Source organism: Sedimentitalea sediminis (genome assembly GCF_042687825.1).
Classification (GTDB): domain Bacteria; phylum Pseudomonadota; class Alphaproteobacteria; order Rhodobacterales; family Rhodobacteraceae; genus Sedimentitalea.
Window position 1 is genome coordinate 1 of sequence record NZ_JBHUQE010000015.1, and the last position, 19,709, is coordinate 19,709.

A 19,709-nucleotide genomic window follows, 5' to 3' on the forward strand; every position below is an offset into this window, starting at 1 on the left:
TTCCCTCGGCGTTCCGATCTTCACGTCATGTCCCCCTATATCCCCCGATATGCCCAGCGCGGGCGTGCCATGCTGAAATTTGCAGGGACGTCCCTATCCTGCGCAACAATATTGCGCAAGCATGGCGACAGGTTCCCGAGACGATGGTATTAGGTGGTGTCGGCAGGTCACACCCAGCGGCGCACTTTCCGTTCATAGCGCGCGAAATCCATGCGAAAAGCCCGCCGCAGACGGTCTTCCTCGGGCAGAATATAGCGTTTTTCGATCACCAGGAAGAAGATCGGGATCAGCGGCAGCGCCAGCACCGCGTCAAATCGCAGAATCAGCCCGGCCAGGATCAGCGCATCGCCCAGATAGATCGGGTTGCGGGTGCGGCTGAAAATGCCGGTCTGGATCAGCCTCTCGGGCGCGCCATGCGGATGCACGGTGGTGCGGTGGCGGCGAAATTCGGACAGGGCCAGCAGCAGCAGCAGCAGGCCGCCGCCGACCAGGATACCGCCCAGCAGATCGGCCCAGGCGCCGCCAAAGCTCAGCCCCAGGGGCAGGTACCGCGCCTGCGCCCAGGCCAGTGCTATGAAAGCCACCAGCCAGACCTTCGGAAGATCGAGCCACTTCACGGCTTCACCTCAATGCGGCGGCCGGACTTTCGACCGACCATTGGATCGAAAATTGCCGCGAAAGACGTTCCTGTTTTCGCCATCATGCCCCCGATTCCTGCTGATTTTCGGCGCGGCTTGCCCCTGACATTGCCGGCCGGCACATTCTGTGCCGATTCCGCTGCCCAGATCCACCGCCTGTGTGCAGTTTTTTCGCCGCAGCGGCGTCGCGAACGCGCAGCCGCCCTTTGCAGGGGGGCCTGTGCAAAGGCTGGACAGCGCCGCCCGGCTGCCCTTAGACCGGGGGTGGGCGGGCCAAATCCGTCCGGGCGCGAACAGGAAGCCGATGACCGATTTTGCCGCCACCAGAACGATGTTTCAAATCCCCGAGGGCGTGATTTATCTGGACGGGAACTCGCTGGGTCCGCTGCCGGCGGCAGCGCCGGCGCGGGTCGCCGAGATGCTGACCCGGGAATGGGGCGACATGCTGATCACCGGCTGGAACCGGGCCGGGTGGATGACGCAGCCCTTGTCGCTGGGCGACCGGGTGGGGCGGTTGATCGGGGCCGGGCTCGGGCAGGTGGTGCTGGGCGACACGTTGTCGATCAAGGTCTATCAGGCTCTGGCCGCGGCGCTGGAAACCCGACCCGACAGGCGCGTGGTGCTCAGCGACAGCGGCAATTTCCCGTCCGATCTGTACATGGCCAAAGGGTTGCTGAAAACGCTGGGCAAGGGGCATGAATTGCGCGTCGTGCCGCCCGAGGCGGTGGCCGAGCACCTGACCGAAGAGATCGCGGTGCTGATGCTGACCGAAGTCGATTATCGCACCGGGCGCTGGCACGACATGGCCGCGCTGACCCGTCAGGCGCATGCGGTGGGCGCAGCGACGGTATGGGACCTGGCCCATTCCGCCGGGGCCGTGCCCGTCGATCTGGCCGGCACGGCAGCGGATTTTGCCGTCGGCTGCACCTATAAGTACCTCAACGGCGGTCCCGGGGCGCCGGCCTTTATCTATGTCGCGCCACGCCATGCCGATCGCGCCCTGCCCGCCCTGTCCGGCTGGCTGGGCCATGACGCCCCTTTTGCCTTTGAGCCCGCCTATCGGCCCGGCAGCGGGGTGACGCGGATGCGGGTCGGCACCCCGCCAGTGATCCAGATGGCCGCACTGGATGCGGCTTTGGCCATTTGGGAGGGGGTCGACATCGGCGATCTGCGCCGCCGTTCCGTCGCGTTGTCGGACATGTTCATCGCTCAGATCGAGCAAACCTGCCCGATGCTGCGCCTGGCCAGCCCGCGGGACAGCGCCCGGCGGGGCAGTCAGGTCTCGTTTTATTGCGACGATGGTTATGCGGTCATGCAGGCCCTGATCGATCGCGGCGTGATCGGCGATTTCCGTTCACCGGACCTGATGCGCTTTGGCGTGACTCCGCTGTATATCGACGAGACCGACTTGCGCCACGCCGCCGTGGTTCTTGCCGATGTGATGACGAACCGGCTTTGGGATCGCCCCGAGTACAAGGTCCGGTCCGCCGTGACCTGAACTGTGCTGGCCGCGCCGGAACATGCGTACCGCCTGGCGCCCCTGGTTCATCCATGTCCAGTATGGACCCGGGCGGCACGGCAGGGGTCGGCCCGCAGCCAGCCCGCTCCCAGCAGCGCCGCCACCAGCGCCGCACAGCGCGTACAGGCCGGGTATTTCGAAATCGCCGCCTTTGATCCCCCTGAGCACGGCGGTCAGCGTCGCGGATTATGACGCCGCGTCGATGCGGGGTTTTCCCGACACGGTCTTGGACAGGGTGACCCACGCCGCCGGGCGCGGGGTCGCCTTGACCTGCAGTTTCGGCACACCTGTCGCGCAAGTGCAGATGATCGGCGGCATGATCCATGGGCTGTCAGCCGGGTGTTTCGGGGCAACCACCTTTGCCGGACATAAGGTCGAGCCCGTGAAATTCCCGGGTTATGAAGCGCAGCGCCCCCGCGACCGAGGTCGCGCTCCGGCAGACCAAGACGCATCTGGGCGGGGCGGGCGAACCCGGAATGCCACCGGCGATGCCGGCCCGTGGCACGGCGCCGTTCGATCTGGCCCGACGCCGCGCCCGCGTGATGCCGTTCATGCACAGCTAGGATCTGTTGACCTGAGCGCGCGGCCCGCGCCATCGGACAGGGCCGGCCAGCCGCGCAGGATGTCCGCCAGAGCAGCCCAGTCGGTATATTCCGCGTCGGCATGCGGATCGACGTCCTGATCGCGTTGCGAGGCGATCCAGCGCATCGCCCAGGATTTGACGAAATCATACTGGGAAAAGCGGAACGCGCCCGCCACGTGATGGATCGCGTCCGGGCGCCACCCTGTGTCGTCGCAGAACCCGGCGGCGATCCGACGCAGTTCATGCCAGTCGCCGGGGTCTTTGCCCGCAGCCGCCAAGGACACCTGCAAGAACATCGTCGGCAGGGTGTTCAGCGCCGCGCCATGCGCCGTGGCGAACCCGGCCAGTTCGGATTGCAAACGCCCGCCATGCACCGACCCGGCCAGAATGGCGGCATCGCAGGTGGCCAGTTCCAGAGGCTCGGCATCGGTGACCGCCAGCAGTTCGACAGCATGGCCCAGCGCGAACAACTGATCGGCGCAGAACCGGCAGATCTTGCGGGTCTGTCCCTCGGTCGTGGCATAACAGATCAGAATTCTCATCGTCCCACCCATGGTTTCGCTCCCCGCAGACACCATGTCACCGACCGGCAGGCCGCGCCTTGAGCCGGATCAACCCGGCGCTGCCGGCGGAAAACGGGGACGGGTTTCGCCAGCCATTAAGGCGGGGACCAAGCGGTGTTCAAAATCGAGCGCGGGTGTCAGCCGGTCTTGCGCAGGTCCGGTCGCGCCGCCCAAATCCGCACGGCATCGCCAAAGGCGCGAAACAGCGGCCGCGAGACAGGATCGTTGGCGGCGTCCCATTCCGGGTGCCACTGCACGGCCATGGTAAAGCCGGGCGCATCCTTGACAAGGATCGCCTCGGGGGTGCCGTCCGGCGCATGGCCCTCGATGACGATACGGCTGCCGGGATGCTTTATCCCCTGCCCGTGCAACGTGTTGGTCATCACCTCGGTGGCTCCGAACAGCTTGTGAAACGCGCCGCCCTCGACCAGCGTCACCTTGTGGCGCAACGCGAATTTCTCTTCCAGCGTGCCGTCCGGCGGCATCCGGTGGTTCATCCGCCCCGGCAGATCCCGGATTTCGGGATAGAGCGTGCCGCCCATCGCCACGTTGACCTCTTGAAAGCCGCGGCAGATGCCGAAAAACGGCTGGCCGCGCTCGACGCAGGCACGCACCAGCGGCAGGGTGATCGCGTCCCGCGCCCGGTCAAAGGCGCCATGCGCCTCGGTCACCGCCTCGCCATATTCCTCGGGATGCACGTTCGGCCGCCCGCCGGTCAGCAGGAACCCGTCGCAGGTCTGCAGCAGTTCGTCGACCGACAGAAACCGCGGGTCCGCCGGGATCAGCATCGGCATGCAGCCCGCGACCTCGGCCACGGCCTCGGAATTGTGCGACCCGCCGGCATGGGCCGGGTACTGGTCATTCAGCAGGTAGGAATTTCCGATGATGCCGACGATGGGGCGAGTCACGCGACTCTCCTTTGCTGTTGCCTAAGCCATGGCGCGCAGGCCTGTTGATCGCGGTCCGCGCCGCCTAAGAAGATGAGCGCCAACCCACCAAGGTCAATATCGATGTGAAGGGCACAACGCCACCATCCATCCGCGTCGCCGCTCCGGTCAACTCGGCGACGACCTGCATCTCGCGGCCCTGCGCACCGACCAACCGGCCCATGATGGCGGTGATATCCGCCTGTAGGGATTGCCACTCGGTCGCCGCCGCGCCAGCCAGCACAGGATTGCGGGTTGCAAGACGGCCACCGCCGTTCAGCCGTCCGCCGCCGTTCACGATGTGAAAATCGAACCGGGTATCCGACACCGCCGCGTAACCAAAGAGTTCGGTCAGAGTGCCGACCGCCCCCGCGCCGTGCACCTGCAGCCGTCCCTGAACCGGAAACCCCAGCCCCGACAGATTGTGGATATCGCCCTGGACCGAGGTCACGAAAACCGTGCCGTGAACCGTATAGGTCCCGGGCACGAGCGGTCCCGTGTACATCTGTCCGCCGACGTACCCCTTGAGCCACGCGGTCAGCCACCCGGCGCGATCCAATGGACGGTTCTCGCCGGATTTAAGCCACGAGATTTCGCGGCTCTGCAATTCGGTTCCCGGTGCGGCCGCATGGCCATGCTGACCATGGTCGTCGGCCAAGCCGGAAAAGATCGACAGGGTTTCGCGGGCCAAGGGGCGGACCGGGTCAAAGATCCGTTCGAAATACTCCTGTCCCGGGGCCGTGCGCGTCAGCAAAAAGCCCCGCTCGGATTCCGCTGCTGTCAGGGTGCCGCTGGTCCGGTCCAGACAGACCTCGCTGATCACATTGTGGGTCTGGACCAGATCGGCCAGGCGGCTATAGGTGACGATCGCGATGCCCGCTTCGGCATTGCAGCCGTTCAATCCGACAAATTCGGCGGCGCGTACCGGCACCGCAGCGAGGGCGGCGAAACAGAGAAAAATGCAGATGCGCAGGTACATGCAGGCATTCTGCAATGGTTTTTGCGCGAACACAAATGCGCGTTGTCCGTGGATAATCCGCGCGGTGGGCGCCCCAAGGCACACCACGGGCACAGCCCCGGATCAGATTTCGGCCACCAGCCCCGCGGCCTCGATTCCAGCGCGGGCGACGGCGGCGTCGTTGTCGGAACTGTCGCCCGTGACTCCGACTGCTGCCACCACCGCACCCTCGCGGTCGCGCACCAGCACCCCGCCTGGCACCGGCACGAGCTGGCCGCCGAAAAGCCCGTTCATCGCGGCCATGAAATAGGGCTGCTGTTCGGCCCGCGCCATCTGAGCCGTGCCGGCCATGCCCAGCATCACCGCGCCATGCGCCTTGCCATGGGCAATCGCGAACCGGCCGGGCGCCGCCCCGTCCGCGCGTTCAAAGGCCTGCACATGGCCACCGGAATCCAGCACCACCACCGACAACGGGTTCAACTGCAGTTCGTGCCCCTTTTCGAACGCCTTGCGAATGATCGTGCGCGCTTTGCGCTGTGAAAGACTCATCTCAATTCCCCCCGAGATTATGCTTGTGACCAGGATTTCCGCCCGGCTCGGTAACCGATGTCCGCCCCCGCACAGACCGTGCGGGCGGTTCGACGCCCCTGCAGCGGCGCGCAGCGCTCACCCCTGCGCGGCGGCCTTTTTCTGCAGGCGCCGGGCGTGCAGCACCGGCTCGGTATAGCCCGAGGGCTGCGTGCGCCCCTGGAACACCAGATCGCAGGCCGCCTGAAAGGCGATGCCATCAAAGCCGGGCGCCATCGGGCGATAGTCCGGATCATTGGCATTCTGGCCGTCGACCACCGCCGCCATGCGTTTCATCGCCTCCATCACCTGATCTGTGCCAACCACGCCGTGATGCAGCCAGTTCGCAATATGCTGGGCCGAGATGCGGCAGGTGGCGCGGTCTTCCATCAGGCCGACATCGTGGATATCGGGCACTTTCGAACAGCCGATCCCGTGGTCGATCCAGCGCACCACATAGCCCAGGATGCCCTGTGCGTTGTTCTCGACCTCGCGAATTTTCTGGGTGTCGGTCCAGCGGCGATAGGCGGCCAGGGGGATGTCCAGCACCGCATCGACATGGGCCCGCCGACCGCCGGCCCGCAGCCGGTCCTGAACCGCAAAGACATCGACCTTGTGGTAATGCAGCGCGTGCAGCACCGCCGCTGTCGGGCTGGGCACCCAGGCGGTATTGGCCCCGGCGCGCGGATGGGCGATCTTCTGGTCCAGCATCGCTTCCATCATGTCGGGCATGGCCCACATGCCCTTGCCGATCTGCGCCCGCCCCTGCAGGCCGCATTCCAGTCCGATATCGACATTGCGGTCCTCATAGGCGCCGATCCAGGTCTTGCGCTTGATGAAATCCTTGCGCGAGAACGCCCCGGCCTCCATCGAGGTGTGAATCTCGTCGCCCGTGCGGTCCAGAAAACCGGTATTGATAAAGGCCACGCGGCTCTTGGCGGCATGGATGCATTGTTTCAGGTTGACGCTGGTGCGGCGTTCCTCGTCCATGATGCCGATCTTGACACTGTTGCGCGGCAGGCCCAGCACGTCCTCGACCAGATCAAAGGTGCGCACCGCAAAGGCGACCTCGTCCGGGCCGTGCATCTTGGGCTTGACCACATAGACCGACCCATGCACCGAATTGCCGCCGACGCGCCCCAGGTCATGCTTGGCGATCATGACCGTCATCATCGCGTCCATCAGACCCTCGAACACCTCGTTGCCGTCGCGGTCCAGGATCGCCGGATTGGTCATCAGGTGGCCGACATTGCGCACCCACAACAAGGCCCGCCCCTTCAGCGTCAGCGTGCCACCGTCGCGTCCGACATAGTCGCGATCCGGCGCCAGGCTGCGGGTCACCGGCTTGCCGCCCTTTTGCAGGGTGGCGGACAGGTCGCCGCGCATCAGCCCCAGCCAGTTGTCATAGGCCAGCACCTTGTCCTCGGCATCGACGCAGGCCACCGAATCCTCGCAATCCATGATCGCCGACATGGCGCTTTCCAGGCGGATATCGGCCAGCCCGGCCTGATCGCGGCTGCCGATCGGATGGGCGCGGTCAAAGACCAGTTCGACATGCAGCCCGTGATTGACCAGCACCACCGCGTCGGGCGCCTTGGGATTGCCGCGATAGGCCACGAACTGCTCTGGGTCGGCCAGCGGCAGATCGTCGATCAGCAGCGCGCCGTCATGCACGTGATAGCGGCGGGCATCGGCATGGCTGGTGCCGGCGACCGGAAACGCCTCGTCCAGGAACACCCGCGCCCGCGCGATGACCCGCGCGCCGCGGCCCCGGTCATAACCGCCCGCGGGGGGCGGGCTGCCCATCGCATCGGTGCCGTAAAGCCCGTCATACAGGCTGCCCCAGCGGGCATTGGCGGCGTTCAGCGCATAGCGGGCATTGGTGACCGGCACCACCAGTTGCGGCCCGGGCACCTGCGCGATCTCGGGATCCACATTGTCGGTGTCGATCTGAAAATCCGGCCCCTCGGGCAGCAGATATCCGATCTCTTGCAGGAACGCCTTGTAGGCCTCGTGATCATGCACCTGTCCGCGCCGCGTTACGTGCCAGGCGTCGATCTGGCGCTGCAGGTCGTCGCGCCGCGCCAGCAGCGCCCGGTTCTCGGGGCCCAGCACATGCACCAGCCGCGACAGGCCCGCCCAGAAATCCGCCGGTGCGATGCCGGTGCCCGGCAGGGCGCGGGTCTCGACGAACTCGGCCAGAACCGGTGCGATCTGCAACCCTTCGATGATCCTGCGCTCAGTCATATGCGGTTCCCCCTGCCGGTTGTCGATGTCGGATTGCCGAACTTGGTTAGAGCAATTCGGCCTTTCGGGCAACGAAATGCGGCCCGCCAACTTGCTGCCAATGCCAAAAGGAGCTTCAACAAAATCAATAATATGGCCCGACAGGGGGGCGCCGCGACCGGCCCGGAAGGCGATCTTGACCGACCCTTCCCGCCGCGCTTGCGGCACCGTCATGCCGGCTTGCGGCCCGCGTGCGAAGTTTCTAACCTGCGCGAATTGACATTGCGAGGCCCCCATGCGCGACGCCGCCCCCACGATTTATCTGAAAGACTATGCGCCCTTCGGGTTTCTGGTCGACTCGGTCCATCTGACCTTTGACCTGGCGCCTGATGCCACCCGTGTACACAGCCGGATCGCCTTTCGCCCGAACCCGGATGCGACGGACCGGCGGTTCTTTCTGCATGGCGAAAACCTGACCCTGATCCGCGCCGCGATCGACGATCAGAGCGTGGCCCCCGAGGTGACCGAACAGGGGCTGAGCTGCGCCGTGCCCGATGGCGCCTTCACCTGGGAGGCCGAGGTCGAAATCGACCCGCAGGGCAACACCGCGCTAGAGGGACTCTATATGTCAAATGGCATGTATTGCACCCAATGCGAGGCCGAAGGGTTCCGCAAGATTACCTATTATCCCGACCGCCCCGATGTCATGAGCGTGTTCACGGTTCAGATAAACGGCCCGCATCCGGTGCTATTGTCCAATGGAAACCCCGTCTCGTCGGAACCCAACCGCGCGGTCTGGCACGATCCCTGGCCGAAACCGGCCTATCTGTTTGCGCTGGTGGCCGGCGATCTGGTGGCCCGGTCCGACCGGTTCGAGACCTGTTCGGGCAAACAGGTCGATCTGAACCTGTGGGTGCGCCCCGGCGACGAGGGCAAATGCGCCTTTGGCATGGAGGCTTTGAAGAAATCCATGGCCTGGGACGAACAGGTCTATGGCCGCGAATACGATCTGGACGTGTTCAATATCGTGGCGGTGGACGATTTCAACATGGGCGCGATGGAGAACAAGGGGTTGAACATCTTCAACTCGTCCGCCGTGCTGGCCAGCCCGGAAACAGCCACGGATGCCAATTTCGAACGCATCGAGGCGATCATCGCGCACGAGTATTTCCACAACTGGACCGGCAACCGCATCACCTGCCGCGACTGGTTCCAGCTGTGCCTGAAAGAGGGGCTGACGGTGTTTCGCGACGCCCAGTTCACCGCCGACATGCGCAGCGCGCCGGTCAAGCGGATCACCGACGTGATCGACCTGCGGGCGCGTCAGTTCCCCGAGGATCAGGGACCGCTGGCGCATCCGGTGCGGCCCGAAAGCTTTCAGGAGATCAACAACTTTTACACCGCAACCGTCTATGAAAAGGGCGCCGAGGTGATCGGCATGCTGAAACGCCTGGTCGGTGAATCGGCCTATGCCGAGGCGCTGGATCTGTATTTTGCCCGCCATGACGGGCAGGCCTGCACCATCGAGGACTGGCTGGCGGTTTTTCAGGACGTCACCGGGCGCGACCTTGGCCAGTTCAAACGCTGGTATTCCCAGGCCGGCACCCCGCGCCTGTCGGTGACCGAGGATTGGAGGAATGGCACCTACACGCTGACCTTTACCCAGAACACCCCGCCCAGTGCGGCGACGCCCGACCCGCAACCGCTGGTCCTGCCGATCGATGTCGGCCTGCTGGGCGCCAATGGCGACGAAGTGCTGGCGACGCAGACGCTGGAGATGACCGAGGCCACGCAGAGCTTTGCCTTTGAGGGGCTGAGCGCCCGCCCGGTGCCCTCGATCCTGCGCGGCTTTTCCGCGCCGGTCGTCCTGGAACGGGCAACCGATGCGGCCGAACGCGCCTTTCTGCTGGCGCATGACACCGACCCGTTCAACCGCTGGGAGGCCGGCCGGGCGCTGGCCCGCGACACCCTGATGACCATGGCGACGACCGGCGGGGCCCCCGGCGCGGATTATCTGGACGGGATGCAGGCCGTGCTGCGCGATGACGGTCTGGACCCGGGTTTTCGCGCGCTGATGCTGGCGCAGCCGGGACAATCGGAACTGGCCGGGGCGTTGGCGGATGCCGGCACCGTCCCCGACCCCGACGCCATCTGGCAGGCCAGCGAGGCGCTGAAAACGACGCTGGCCCGGCATCTGCAGGACGATTTGGCGGCGATCCTTGCGGCCTGCCGCATCGACGGACCCTATCGCCCCGATCCCGACCAGACCGGCAAACGCGCTCTGGCGGGCGCGGTGCTGGCGCTGATCAGCCGGCTGGATGGCGGCGCGGCGGCGGCGGCGCAATATGCCGAGGCCGACAACATGACGCTGCAATTGTCCGCCCTGGCCTGCCTTTTGGTCGCCGGCAAGGGGGAAAACCAGATCGCGGCGTTTTACGATCAATGGCAGCAGGACCGCCTGGTGATTGACAAATGGTTCGGCCTGCAAATTTCTCATGCGGAACCGGACATGGCCGCGGCAGTGACCGATGCGCTGACCCGGCACGCCGATTTCAACTGGAAGAACCCGAACCGCTTCCGCGCTACGCTGGGGGCGCTGGCTATGAACCATGCCGGATTTCACGCCGCGGACGGGGCGGGATACCGGTTGCTGGCGGATTGGCTGATCCGGCTGGACCCGGTGAACCCGCAGACCACGGCGCGCATGTGCAGCGCCTTTCAGACCTGGCCTCGCTATGATGCAGGGCGCCAGGCGCTGATCCGCGCCCAGCTGGACCGCATTCTGGCCACGCCCGACCTGTCGCGCGACACGACCGAGATGATCTCCCGTATCCTGGGAGCCGCCTGAATGCGCAAGACGTTGCTGATCACCGGCGCCAGTGCCGGTATCGGCGCCGCCACAGCGCGGCTGGCCGCCACACGCGGCTATGATCTGGCCCTGAACTGCCGCAGCGACATGGCCGGAGCACAGGATGTCGCCAAGGCGGCCAGCGCTGCCGGAGCGCGCTGCCTGATCTATCAGGCCGATCTGGCCGATCCCGACCAGATCGACGCAATGTTCCAGGGCATAGATGCCGATTTCGGGCACCTGGACGCGCTTGTGAACAATGCCGGCATCACCGACCAGACAACGCGGGTCACCGAACTGACCCATGCCCGGCTGCGACGCATGTTCGATGTCAACGTGATCGGCGCCATGCTGGTGGCCAAGCAGGCGGTGCTCTTGATGCAGGCCGAAGGCGGTGGCGGCGCGATCGTCAACGTCTCTTCGGCGGCGGCGCGGCTGGGGTCGGGCGGCATCTATGTCGACTATGCCGCCTGCAAGGCCGCCATAGACACCTTTACCAAGGGGCTGGCCGACGAGGTCGCCGGCGAGGGCATTCGCGTGAACGCGGTCCGGCCCGGCCTGATCGACACCGCCATTCACGCCAGGGGCGGCGACCCGGACCGCGCCAGAAAACAACTGAACACAGTGCCAATGCAGCGCCTGGGAACGCCGGACGAGGTCGCCGAGACGATCCTGTTTCTGCTGTCGGATCAGGCCAGCTATGTCACCGGCGCCGTGCTGGACGTCGCCGGCGGACGCTGATGGCGGCGGATTTCACCTTTTCACGTCAGGGCCGATCGCCGCGCATTTTGGCCCTGCTGATCGCGATCTATGCCACCCTCGTGGCCGCCGTTCTGCTGATCGACGCGGCCTGGTGGCTGATGCTGCTGCTGGCGCTGCCGACCCTGCCCGCGCTTTGGGACGTCGTGAACAACACAGGCGCCGGTCTTTGCCTTGGCGATACGCGGCTGAACTGGCACTCGGGCCGACGCAGCGGCACGCTGGAGCTGGCAGAAATCGATCATGTGCGCATGGACACGCGCTGGGATTTCTCGGTCCGGGTGCGCGCGGTCCAACGGAACGGCAAGCGCGTGCAACTGCCGTTTGAATCCGTGCCGCCGCATCGCGACTTTGAAACCGCCCTGCAAGCGCGCGGCGTCAGCGTCCGGCGCGGGCATTTTTCGATCCTGTGACACCGGCGCCACCCTTGCCCCGCAGCCGCCGCTGGCCTAGAAGGCGGACCGACACGCACAAGAGGCACATTCATGCTGGACCTGAGCTATACCACGCCCAAAATCAAAACCATCGCCGGTGCCAAACACGACTGGGAACTGGTGATCGGCATGGAGGTGCACGCGCAGGTCAGCTCGAACGCCAAGCTGTTCTCGGGCGCCTCGACGCAATTCGGGGCGGAACCCAATTCCAACGTCGCCTTTGTCGACGCCGCCATGCCCGGCATGCTGCCGGTGATCAACGAATATTGCGTCGAACAGGCGGTGCGCACCGGGCTGGGCCTGAAGGCGGAAATCAACCTGACCAGCGCCTTTGACCGCAAGAACTATTTCTATCCGGACCTGCCGCAGGGCTATCAGATTTCCCAGCTCTACCACCCGATCGTCGGCGAAGGCGAAGTGCTGGTCGAAATGGGCGAAGGCGTGGCGCGCAAGGTGCGCATCGAACGCATCCACATCGAACAGGACGCGGGCAAGTCGATCCACGACATGGACCCGAACATGTCCTTTGTCGATCTCAACCGCACCGGTGTCGCGCTGATGGAAATCGTCAGCCGCCCCGACATCCGCGGCCCCGAAGAGGCCGCCGCCTATGTCACCAAGCTGCGCCAGATCCTGCGCTATCTGGGCACCTGTGACGGCAACATGCAGAACGGCAACCTGCGCGCCGATGTCAACGTGTCGATCTGCCTGCCCGGCGCTTATGAGAAATACCAGGAAACTCAGGATTTCAGCCATCTGGGCACCCGCTGCGAGATCAAGAACATGAACTCTATGCGGTTCATCCAGCAGGCCATCGAGGTCGAGGCCCGCCGGCAGATCGCCATCGTCGAAGGCGGCGGCAAGGTCGAGCAGGAAACCCGGCTCTATGATCCGGACAAGGGCGAAACCCGGTCGATGCGCAGCAAGGAAGAGGCGCATGATTATCGCTATTTCCCCGATCCCGACCTGTTGCCGCTGGAAATCGAACAGAGCTGGGTCGATGACATCGCCGCCAATCTGCCGGAACTGCCGGACGAGAAAAAGGCGCGGTTCATCGCCGATTTCGGCCTGTCGGACTATGACGCCTCGGTGCTGACGGCCGATCTGGAATCGGCGGCCTATTTCGAGGCCGTGGCCAAGGGGCGCGACGGCAAGCTGGCGGCGAACTGGGTGATCAACGAACTGTTCGGGCGGCTCAAGAAAGAAGACCACGGCATCACCGAAAGCCCGGTCAGCCCGGATCAGCTGGGCGGTATCATCGCGCTGATCGGCAAGGGCGACATCTCGGGCAAGATCGCCAAGGAGCTGTTCGAGATCGTCTATACCGAGGGCGGCGACCCCGCCGAGATCGTCGAGAAACGCGGTATGAAACAGGTCACCGACACCGGCGCCATCGAGGCCGCGGTCGACCAGATCATCGCCGACAACCCGGCACAGGTGGAAAAGGCCAAGGTCAATCCGAAACTGGCCGGCTGGTTCGTCGGTCAGGTGATGAAAGCCACCGGCGGCAAGGCCAACCCCAAAGCGGTGAACGAGATCGTTTCCAAGAAACTGTCGAATTGACGACATTGGGTGCGCAATGGCGGATTTGACCGGCAAATCTGCGTGCGCCCCCCCTGACGGGGACGCGCCTTGGCTGTCCGTTAACCATGTCATCAGCGCCAAGCTGGGGCTTTAAGTCGTCTGGAGAGATCGGAGTTCCGCACGGCTCCTGCTACGAAACCATGCCCGTTATCCGCCCGTTTCAATCCCAACCGGACCATTCTGCAGTTTTTGTTGCTTGATGTGCGTTTCGGGCTGGGCCGGCACGGTGTTCCGCCAGACGCGGTTGCCCGGTGACCCGATCCGTCCTAGCCTCGGCCCGGGACGGGGGAGCGGATGCAATGGATCCGATCGGGAACTCGATCAGGCTGATCATCGCAGTGGGCGGGTTCGCCGCGAAGCCAGGATTGTTGACCGGCCTCAGGTCGGGCGTTTCGGTTCTCGACACGTTAAAGGAGATGGCCGCGACCCCGCCCCCGGCCCTATCGCGGCTGGCCAATGATCTGACCGAAACGGCGCGGATCAGATTCAAGAACACACCAAATCTGCCCAAGGATGCCGAAGTGTTGTTTGGCCAGATGGTCGAACAGGGCCTGCCGGACGCGCAAGAGATCATTGCAGCCAATCTGCGGGCCGCAACCATCTGCGAGGGGATGCTGGCCAAACTGGACCAAGTCGAACATACCCGCGCGCCGATGCCCACGCTGTTCCGTAACGTGACCGTGCCAGCGCTAGAAGCGGTGCTGGCCGAAAAAAGTTTCACCGAAGACCTGATGCCGGCCTGGATGGCCGAGGTCTCGGGGACGCTGGCCCATATCCGGAATCTTGTCCAGCAGCTACAGACCCAATCGGACAAGACTGCGCGCGAACTGGGGCTCAGCCATGGTCTCGTGATCGCTCTGGCCCGGCGTTATGCGGAGGGCAGTCCGGAGGATTTCGACAGTGCGCTTTCGGGACTGGAGCACGCCCTGGAAACGGTTGCCGCCGAACGCGAAAAGGTATGCCTGCCCGGCAATGTGTCTGACGCTGTGGATGCGGCCGTGACGCGAGTCGACGAGTTGAACGAACAGGGTCAGATTGATGCGGCGGAAGCGGCATTGGTCGCGGAACTGGAACGACAAGAGGCCGCAGAGGCGCGGTTGATCGCCAAGGGGATCGCGCAAGCCGTATTGACGCGAAACGTCGCGTTTGCGGTGCGACTGGAATTGAAAAGATTGGCTCTGGACGGAGGCAGTTTCGAAGATCTGCGTATCGTGTTGGATACTTGGTATGTACGCGGACGGGACAGTGGGCTTCGATTTGACCTGGAAGTGGCGATAGCCTTGGCAAAGGAATGCCTGCGCCGCGCGTCATGCCCTGATCAGCGCGGCACGGCGCAGAACTATCTCGGAGTTGCGCTGCTCGCACTCGGCGAGCGAGAGAGCGGCGCCGAAAAGTTACATCAGGCGGTTGCCGCCTTCGAAGACGCACTCAAGGAATGGTCACGTGAACGGCAGCCACTTGACTGGGCGAGTGCGCAGAACAACCTGGGTTCCGCTTTGGCGAATCTTCAAAAACGGGAATCTGATACCGCGCGGCTGTACGATGCCATCACCGCCTTTGAGAACGCGCTAAGGGAATGGACACGCGAGCGCGTGCCGCGCGACTGGGCGACGGCACAGAACAACCTGGGCAATGCTCTGTCATCACTGGGCGATCGCGTTTTTGGCACCGAGAAACTTTACGATGCGGTCGATGCGTACAAGAAGGCACTAACGGTATTCACCCGAAAACGGGAACCCCAGAGTTGGGCGGCAACACAAAACAACCTTGGCATCGCGCTGCGGGCGATCGGACAACGCGAGAGCGGCACCTACAACCTGCAAAAGGCCCTCGCAGCATATGACGAGGCGCTCAAAGACAGAACCCGCCAGCAGGTTCCTTTGGACTGGGCGGTTACGCAAAACAATGTATGCAAAGCCTACATTACCTTTTTCGACAAGACCGGCGACACAAGGCACCTGGACCGGGCGCAGGTGCATCTCGATGGCGCGCGGGAGGTGATTGAAGAGATGCAGGCAAGCCAATATCTGAAAGCTGCGGCAAATCTTCAGAAAGAATTGGATCAACGGCGGTCAACAGGATGAAAGTCTCCTTGTAGATGGTGGCGGCTTTCGTTGGCCGGGGCGAGCGGTTAGGTTTACCGCAGCGGATCAGAAGGAGAGTGCCGATGCGTGAAGCCGCCCCGTTCATGTCCAGCGTGATGACCGTGAAACCGGACTGGATCGACTATAACGGCCATATGAACATGGCCTATTACAACGTGCTGTTCGATACCTGCGCGGATGAGGCTTACGAGCTGCTGGGCCTGGGGCCGGACTATGCCCGGACGCGGCGCCTGACCACCTATACGGCCGAGTTTCACATCTGCTATCTGCGCGAACTGCATCTGGGCGACAAGGTGCGCGTCAGTTTCCAGTTGCTGGATCATGATGACAGCAAATTCCACACCTATCAGGAACTCTTTCACGAAGATGGCTGGCGGGCTGCTACCGGCGAGACTTTGGGGCTGCATATCGACATGAGCGGGCCGAAAGTGGCACCGTTTCCACCCGATGTGGCCGGCAAGTTCGCGACCATGGCGGCGGCGCATTCAACGCTGCCCCGGCCGGACCGCGCGGGCCGCAACATCGGCATCCGGCGCCGGGATTAGGGTCTGGCCTTCTCTTTGCGGGCTGCGCTAGGGTGCGCGCGTCAGCAAGCAGGGACAGCAGATGCCGCGCTATGAATACAAGGTCGTGCCCGCCCCGGCCAAGGGGCAGAAATCCAAGGGTGTAAAGACCCCGGAGGGGCGGTTCGCGCTGTCCGTCGAGGCGCTGTTGAACGAGATGGCCGCGTCGGGCTGGGAATATCTGCGCGCCGAACTGCTGCCCAGCGAAGAGCGGGCCGGTCTGACCGGCACCACAACCACATGGCGCAATGTTCTGGTGTTTCAGCGCCTGCAGGACGAAGCGGAGGAGTACCAGCCGCGCGTGCTGGACACACCGGGCTCTGAGGCGCCGGCAGTGGTGCCCGCGCCAACGCTGCAGGATCTGGACCCGGACGACCCTCCGCGGCTGGCCGTCGGTGCCACCCATGCGGTGCAGCCCGACAGCGCAGCGGGCCGTCAAACGGCCGACGCAGAAAACCACGCCGGCACCGACACGCCGCCGGACTTTCCCGCGCGGCGCTGAACTGCGGTCAACGCGGGTTCAGCGGTATCAGGTGTCAATGTCCAGCGACAGAGCGTGGATGCGACCGACCAGTTCGGCCCCCAGCGCGGAATGCACGGCGCGATGGCGCTGGATGCGCGACTGACCGCCGAAAGCGGCGGCACGGATGCGCACGTTGAAATGGCTCTGACCGCCCTCGCGATACCCGGCATGGCCGCGATGGCGCTCGCTGTCATCCACCACCTCCAGTTCGGACGGGGCAAAGGCAGCGCTAAGCCGCGCACGGATATCTTCGGTCACATTCATTTGCTTCACATGCGACATTTTTTTCGCCGCACCCTCTTCTATCTGACGCGTCATACTCTAAACTCCTGTCTCCGAGTCGGAAAGATGTGTCGAAGAAGGTGCCCGCAATGACAAAGTCAGACCCGTTTGGATTCGACATGTCGGTGAAGTCCGCCAAGAAAAAGAACCCGCGCGGGCGTCGCAGCATGTCGGGCGCTTCCGAAACATCGGTGCGGCAATGCCATCACGAGGGCTGTCAGGAGGCGGGCAAGTTCCGCGCGCCCAAGGCCCCGGACGTGCTGGATGATTTCTATTGGTTCTGCCAGCAGCACGTGCGCGAATATAACCTGAAGTGGAACTTTTTTGACGGCACCACCGAGGCCGAGATCAACGCGCAGCAATCCAAGGACAAGGTCTGGGAGCGCACGACGAAACCGATGACCGACCCCGAGGCGCAGGCCTGGGCCCGGCTGGGCATCGAGGACCCGCACCAGGTGCTGGGCGCGAACGCGACCCAGAACCCGGGGCGCAATGCCGGCGGCGGCCGCCGCCTGCCCCCGACCGAACGACGCGCCATCGAAATTCTTGAGGCCAAGGACAACTGGACCAAGACCGAGGTACGCAAGGCCTACAAGAAACTGATCAAGGTGCTGCATCCGGACATGAATGGCGGCGACCGCAGCCAGGAAGAACAATTGCAGCAAGTGGTCTGGGCCTGGGACCAGATCAAGGTCAGCCGCAACTTCAAGACCTAGGGCGACCGGAACCGGCGGCAGCATACGGCGATTATCCGTCGCTGCCGTGCAGTTTGTACAGGTTGCAGTCCCCCGGTACGCCCTTGAGACGATGCACACCGGCAGGCTGGAACTCCAGGTCCGATCCGACGACCAGATCGCGCACCGTTTCCGAAACCCAAATTTCGTTGCCCTGACTGACATCAAGCAGGCGCGCCGCGACTGTGACCGCAAGTCCGCTGATGTCGTTGTCGCGGCGCAGGCATTCACCGGCATGCAGACCGGCGCGCACGCTCAGTCCCAGCTTCCGCACCTCATCGGACAACATCCGGGCTGCGGCGATCACCCGGCTGGGTCCCGGAAAGGTTGCCAACACGCCGTCGCCCAGGGTTTTCACCAGTCGCCCTTGATTGCAGGCGATGGCCCTACGGGCGGCAGCATCATGGGCTTCGATCAGATCATGCAACGCGGCGTCGCCGACCTGCGCGGCCCGGTCTGTCGAACCGACGATATCGGTCATCAGTATGCTGACCAGGACACGATCCCGGGGCTTTTCGTGGCTGGCCGAGCAGGCGAAACCGGTAATTTCGGCGGCGATACGGTCGACGTCGCCGATCCAAGGCATGTGGTCCTCGCGGTCGAGAATCCTCAGTTCGGCATTGGGCAGGTTCTCTGCGAGGTAACGCGCCTCGGGCACCGAAACGACCCGGTCATTGCTGGAGTGCAGCACCAGTGCCGGCACCTGAACCGCCGGCAGAATCGGCCGGATATCGATTTCCTGGTTCAACCGGGTCAGCGCCAGCGCCGAGCCCGGGCTGGCGGATTGCGTGAACAACCGGTTTATGAACGCGCGCTCTGCTGCATCTTGGGCCACGGATGGCGCGCGTAGCTCCAGCAGATACCCCAGATCACCCCAGCGCGCCTCAAGCTCGGCCAGGGTGGTTTCAAAATCGCCCGGCCGTGCCCCCAACGGCCAGTCCGGCTTCCACGCCCGACAGGGAAAACAGCCCGCCAGCACGATCGAGCGGACCCGTTCCGGATAGGTTGCGGCAAAGACCGTCGTCATGTTGCCGCCTTCGCTGACGCCAAAGAGCGTGGCCTTGTCGCTGCCGGCCGCATCCATGACTGCCCGGATATCATCGGCCCGTTGCTCCAGCGTCGGTGCGCCGACATTGCGGTCGGACATGCCGGTGCCACGTTTATCGAACAGGATCAGACGGCACTTTTCCGCCAACAGGGACAGCAACCGGTTATAGCCGGGATGTTCCCAGATCACGTCGATATTGTGCAGCCACCCGCTGGCATAGACCAGATCGATCGGCCCCTTGCCGACGACCTGATAGGCGATGGCCACCTCTCCTGCCTTGGTGAACCGCGTCTGGGGTTTGGATCTCATCGCCTTTTTCGCCTGTGTTGTACCGCACCCCATCATACACACCCGCTGCAATTTTTCGAGACGCCGGACATTGTCGCACCGGATCCGCCGAATATGCCGATCCTGTGTAATCCGCATCACAGACGCTGCCCCCCGACAATGCCACAGTCGGCTCATCACCGCAGAGCTAAGGACGCTGCAGGTGAAGGCCACGGGGGACATCATCGAATCCGACCTGTCCAATGCAATGACCGCGCTCATCGGGCTGACCGCTGTTGGGTACGCAGCGGCCACCGCAGGGATGCAGCTGACCACAGAGTCGCCGTCTGCGGTAGCGTTGGCACTGCTGGCAGGCGGGTTTCTGGTGGCCGTCGTGGCCGAACCGTCCTGCTGCCCAGCAGCAACCCGGAGATCATGTAGCTGGCGATCTCCGCTATGGAATGGTTGCGTATTCCGGGCTTTGCTTTGCCGCGGCTGACGCGCTCAGCCTGTAACGATGGGCTGGAGCCGGGCCCTTGCCAAGCTCCATCGGTGTTAAGTTAACGGAAGAGAAGACATTGA

General features: G+C 64.1%; 19 protein-coding genes. 10 read left to right on the forward strand and 9 right to left on the reverse strand.

Translation table 11 applies throughout. The features are described from left to right. Positions 1-167 precede the first annotated feature (167 nt). Positions 168-617, reverse strand: coding sequence for a methyltransferase family protein (locus tag ACFMPD_RS12605; RefSeq protein WP_380994833.1), 450 nt, complete (start codon positions 615-617; stop codon positions 168-170). A 325-nt stretch (positions 618-942) separates the two neighbouring features. On the opposite strand from ACFMPD_RS12605, the gene kynU reads away from it, so the two are divergent. Next, complete coding sequence (gene kynU, locus ACFMPD_RS12610) at positions 943-2,136, forward strand: kynureninase (RefSeq protein ID WP_380994836.1); 1,194 nt, start codon at positions 943-945, stop codon at positions 2,134-2,136. Between the two features lie 207 nt (positions 2,137-2,343). Here kynU and ACFMPD_RS12615 read toward each other — a convergent pair whose 3' ends face one another. Continuing rightward, complete coding sequence (locus tag ACFMPD_RS12615) at positions 2,344-2,475, reverse strand: hypothetical protein (RefSeq protein WP_380994839.1); 132 nt, start codon at positions 2,473-2,475, stop codon at positions 2,344-2,346. Positions 2,476-2,555: 80 nt separating this feature from the next. On the opposite strand from ACFMPD_RS12615, the gene ACFMPD_RS12620 reads away from it, so the two are divergent. After that, positions 2,556-2,720 (forward strand): hypothetical protein, encoded by a 165-nt coding sequence (locus tag ACFMPD_RS12620; RefSeq protein ID WP_380994842.1) that lies wholly within the window; start codon positions 2,556-2,558, stop codon positions 2,718-2,720. Here ACFMPD_RS12620 and ACFMPD_RS12625 read toward each other — a convergent pair. The 5 genes from ACFMPD_RS12625 to ACFMPD_RS12645 all read right to left on the reverse strand — a co-directional run bounded on the left by ACFMPD_RS12625 (position 2,707) and on the right by ACFMPD_RS12645 (position 8,001). After that, positions 2,707-3,282, reverse strand: coding sequence for a flavodoxin domain-containing protein (locus ACFMPD_RS12625; protein ID WP_380994844.1), 576 nt, complete (start codon positions 3,280-3,282; stop codon positions 2,707-2,709). The genes ACFMPD_RS12620 and ACFMPD_RS12625 overlap by 14 nt on opposite strands. A gap of 158 nt (positions 3,283-3,440) precedes the next feature. Then, positions 3,441-4,211, reverse strand: a complete 771-nt coding sequence (locus ACFMPD_RS12630) for a gamma-glutamyl-gamma-aminobutyrate hydrolase family protein (protein WP_380994847.1) — start codon at positions 4,209-4,211, stop codon at positions 3,441-3,443. A 64-nt stretch (positions 4,212-4,275) separates the two neighbouring features. Then, a complete protein-coding gene (locus tag ACFMPD_RS12635; RefSeq protein ID WP_380994850.1) occupies positions 4,276-5,208 on the reverse strand; it encodes a hypothetical protein in 933 nt (310 codons plus the stop codon). A 102-nt stretch (positions 5,209-5,310) separates the two neighbouring features. Next, the gene (locus tag ACFMPD_RS12640; protein WP_380994852.1) at positions 5,311-5,736 is read right to left on the reverse strand and encodes a GlcG/HbpS family heme-binding protein; all 426 of its coding nucleotides are present in this window, start codon (positions 5,734-5,736) and stop codon (positions 5,311-5,313) included. A gap of 117 nt (positions 5,737-5,853) precedes the next feature. Continuing rightward, complete coding sequence (locus ACFMPD_RS12645) at positions 5,854-8,001, reverse strand: malate synthase G (RefSeq protein ID WP_380994855.1); 2,148 nt, start codon at positions 7,999-8,001, stop codon at positions 5,854-5,856. Positions 8,002-8,275: 274 nt separating this feature from the next. Here ACFMPD_RS12645 and pepN point away from each other — a divergent pair, with 274 nt between their 5' ends. The 7 genes from pepN (at position 8,276) to ACFMPD_RS12680 (ending at position 16,775) form a co-directional block, all read left to right on the forward strand. Next, positions 8,276-10,828, forward strand: coding sequence for an aminopeptidase N (pepN, locus tag ACFMPD_RS12650; protein WP_380994857.1), 2,553 nt, complete (start codon positions 8,276-8,278; stop codon positions 10,826-10,828). Further along, a complete protein-coding gene (locus ACFMPD_RS12655) occupies positions 10,829-11,569 on the forward strand; it encodes an SDR family oxidoreductase (protein ID WP_380994859.1) in 741 nt (246 codons plus the stop codon). Continuing rightward, complete coding sequence (locus ACFMPD_RS12660) at positions 11,569-12,000, forward strand: hypothetical protein (protein WP_380994862.1); 432 nt, start codon at positions 11,569-11,571, stop codon at positions 11,998-12,000. Before ACFMPD_RS12655 ends, ACFMPD_RS12660 begins: the two co-directional genes overlap by 1 nt. A 72-nt stretch (positions 12,001-12,072) precedes the next feature. Then, complete coding sequence (gene gatB / locus ACFMPD_RS12665; RefSeq protein ID WP_380994865.1) at positions 12,073-13,584, forward strand: Asp-tRNA(Asn)/Glu-tRNA(Gln) amidotransferase subunit GatB; 1,512 nt, start codon at positions 12,073-12,075, stop codon at positions 13,582-13,584. A gap of 320 nt (positions 13,585-13,904) precedes the next feature. After that, complete coding sequence (locus ACFMPD_RS12670) at positions 13,905-15,689, forward strand: tetratricopeptide repeat protein (protein ID WP_380994867.1); 1,785 nt, start codon at positions 13,905-13,907, stop codon at positions 15,687-15,689. 83 nt (positions 15,690-15,772) lie between these two features. Next, positions 15,773-16,255: a thioesterase family protein gene (locus tag ACFMPD_RS12675; protein WP_380994870.1), complete on the forward strand. Its 483-nt coding sequence runs from the start codon at positions 15,773-15,775 to the stop codon at positions 16,253-16,255. Between the two features lie 61 nt (positions 16,256-16,316). Further along, positions 16,317-16,775 carry a DUF4177 domain-containing protein gene (locus ACFMPD_RS12680; protein ID WP_380994873.1) on the forward strand — a complete coding sequence of 153 codons (459 nt, stop codon included), beginning with the start codon at positions 16,317-16,319 and terminating at the stop codon, positions 16,773-16,775. A gap of 27 nt (positions 16,776-16,802) precedes the next feature. On the opposite strand, the gene ACFMPD_RS12685 is transcribed toward ACFMPD_RS12680, so the two are convergent. Continuing rightward, positions 16,803-17,060 carry a BolA family protein gene (locus ACFMPD_RS12685; protein WP_380995010.1) on the reverse strand — a complete coding sequence of 86 codons (258 nt, stop codon included), beginning with the start codon at positions 17,058-17,060 and terminating at the stop codon, positions 16,803-16,805. 107 nt (positions 17,061-17,167) lie between these two features. On the opposite strand from ACFMPD_RS12685, the gene ACFMPD_RS12690 reads away from it, so the two are divergent. Then, positions 17,168-17,794 (forward strand): DnaJ domain-containing protein, encoded by a 627-nt coding sequence (locus tag ACFMPD_RS12690; RefSeq protein WP_380994876.1) that lies wholly within the window; start codon positions 17,168-17,170, stop codon positions 17,792-17,794. A gap of 31 nt (positions 17,795-17,825) precedes the next feature. Here the strand turns inward: ACFMPD_RS12690 and ACFMPD_RS12695 are convergent, their stop codons facing one another. Continuing rightward, a complete protein-coding gene (locus tag ACFMPD_RS12695) occupies positions 17,826-19,169 on the reverse strand; it encodes an adenylate/guanylate cyclase domain-containing protein (protein ID WP_380994878.1) in 1,344 nt (447 codons plus the stop codon). Positions 19,170-19,709 lie beyond the last annotated feature (540 nt).

Excerpts from the sequence above, each read along its gene's own strand:
- ACFMPD_RS12645 (WP_380994855.1), bottom strand. The coding sequence starts at position 8,001 with ATGACTGAGCGCAGGATCATCGAAGGGTTGCAGATCGCACCGGTTCTG.
- ACFMPD_RS12695 (WP_380994878.1), bottom strand. The coding sequence starts at position 19,169 with ATGAGATCCAAACCCCAGACGCGGTTCACCAAGGCAGGAGAGGTGGCC.
- ACFMPD_RS12620 (WP_380994842.1), top strand. The coding sequence starts at position 2,556 with ATGAAGCGCAGCGCCCCCGCGACCGAGGTCGCGCTCCGGCAGACCAAG.
- ACFMPD_RS12690 (WP_380994876.1), top strand. The coding sequence starts at position 17,168 with ATGACAAAGTCAGACCCGTTTGGATTCGACATGTCGGTGAAGTCCGCC.
- ACFMPD_RS12625 (WP_380994844.1), bottom strand. The coding sequence starts at position 3,282 with ATGAGAATTCTGATCTGTTATGCCACGACCGAGGGACAGACCCGCAAG.
- ACFMPD_RS12670 (WP_380994867.1), top strand. The coding sequence starts at position 13,905 with ATGGATCCGATCGGGAACTCGATCAGGCTGATCATCGCAGTGGGCGGG.
- pepN (WP_380994857.1), top strand. The coding sequence starts at position 8,276 with ATGCGCGACGCCGCCCCCACGATTTATCTGAAAGACTATGCGCCCTTC.
- ACFMPD_RS12655 (WP_380994859.1), top strand. The coding sequence starts at position 10,829 with ATGCGCAAGACGTTGCTGATCACCGGCGCCAGTGCCGGTATCGGCGCC.
- ACFMPD_RS12675 (WP_380994870.1), top strand. The coding sequence starts at position 15,773 with ATGCGTGAAGCCGCCCCGTTCATGTCCAGCGTGATGACCGTGAAACCG.
- ACFMPD_RS12680 (WP_380994873.1), top strand. The coding sequence starts at position 16,317 with ATGCCGCGCTATGAATACAAGGTCGTGCCCGCCCCGGCCAAGGGGCAG.
- ACFMPD_RS12640 (WP_380994852.1), bottom strand. The coding sequence starts at position 5,736 with ATGAGTCTTTCACAGCGCAAAGCGCGCACGATCATTCGCAAGGCGTTC.
- ACFMPD_RS12685 (WP_380995010.1), bottom strand. The coding sequence starts at position 17,060 with ATGAATGTGACCGAAGATATCCGTGCGCGGCTTAGCGCTGCCTTTGCC.
- ACFMPD_RS12615 (WP_380994839.1), bottom strand. The coding sequence starts at position 2,475 with ATGCCGCCGATCATCTGCACTTGCGCGACAGGTGTGCCGAAACTGCAG.
- kynU (WP_380994836.1), top strand. The coding sequence starts at position 943 with ATGACCGATTTTGCCGCCACCAGAACGATGTTTCAAATCCCCGAGGGC.
- gatB (WP_380994865.1), top strand. The coding sequence starts at position 12,073 with ATGCTGGACCTGAGCTATACCACGCCCAAAATCAAAACCATCGCCGGT.
- ACFMPD_RS12660 (WP_380994862.1), top strand. The coding sequence starts at position 11,569 with ATGGCGGCGGATTTCACCTTTTCACGTCAGGGCCGATCGCCGCGCATT.
- ACFMPD_RS12635 (WP_380994850.1), bottom strand. The coding sequence starts at position 5,208 with ATGTACCTGCGCATCTGCATTTTTCTCTGTTTCGCCGCCCTCGCTGCG.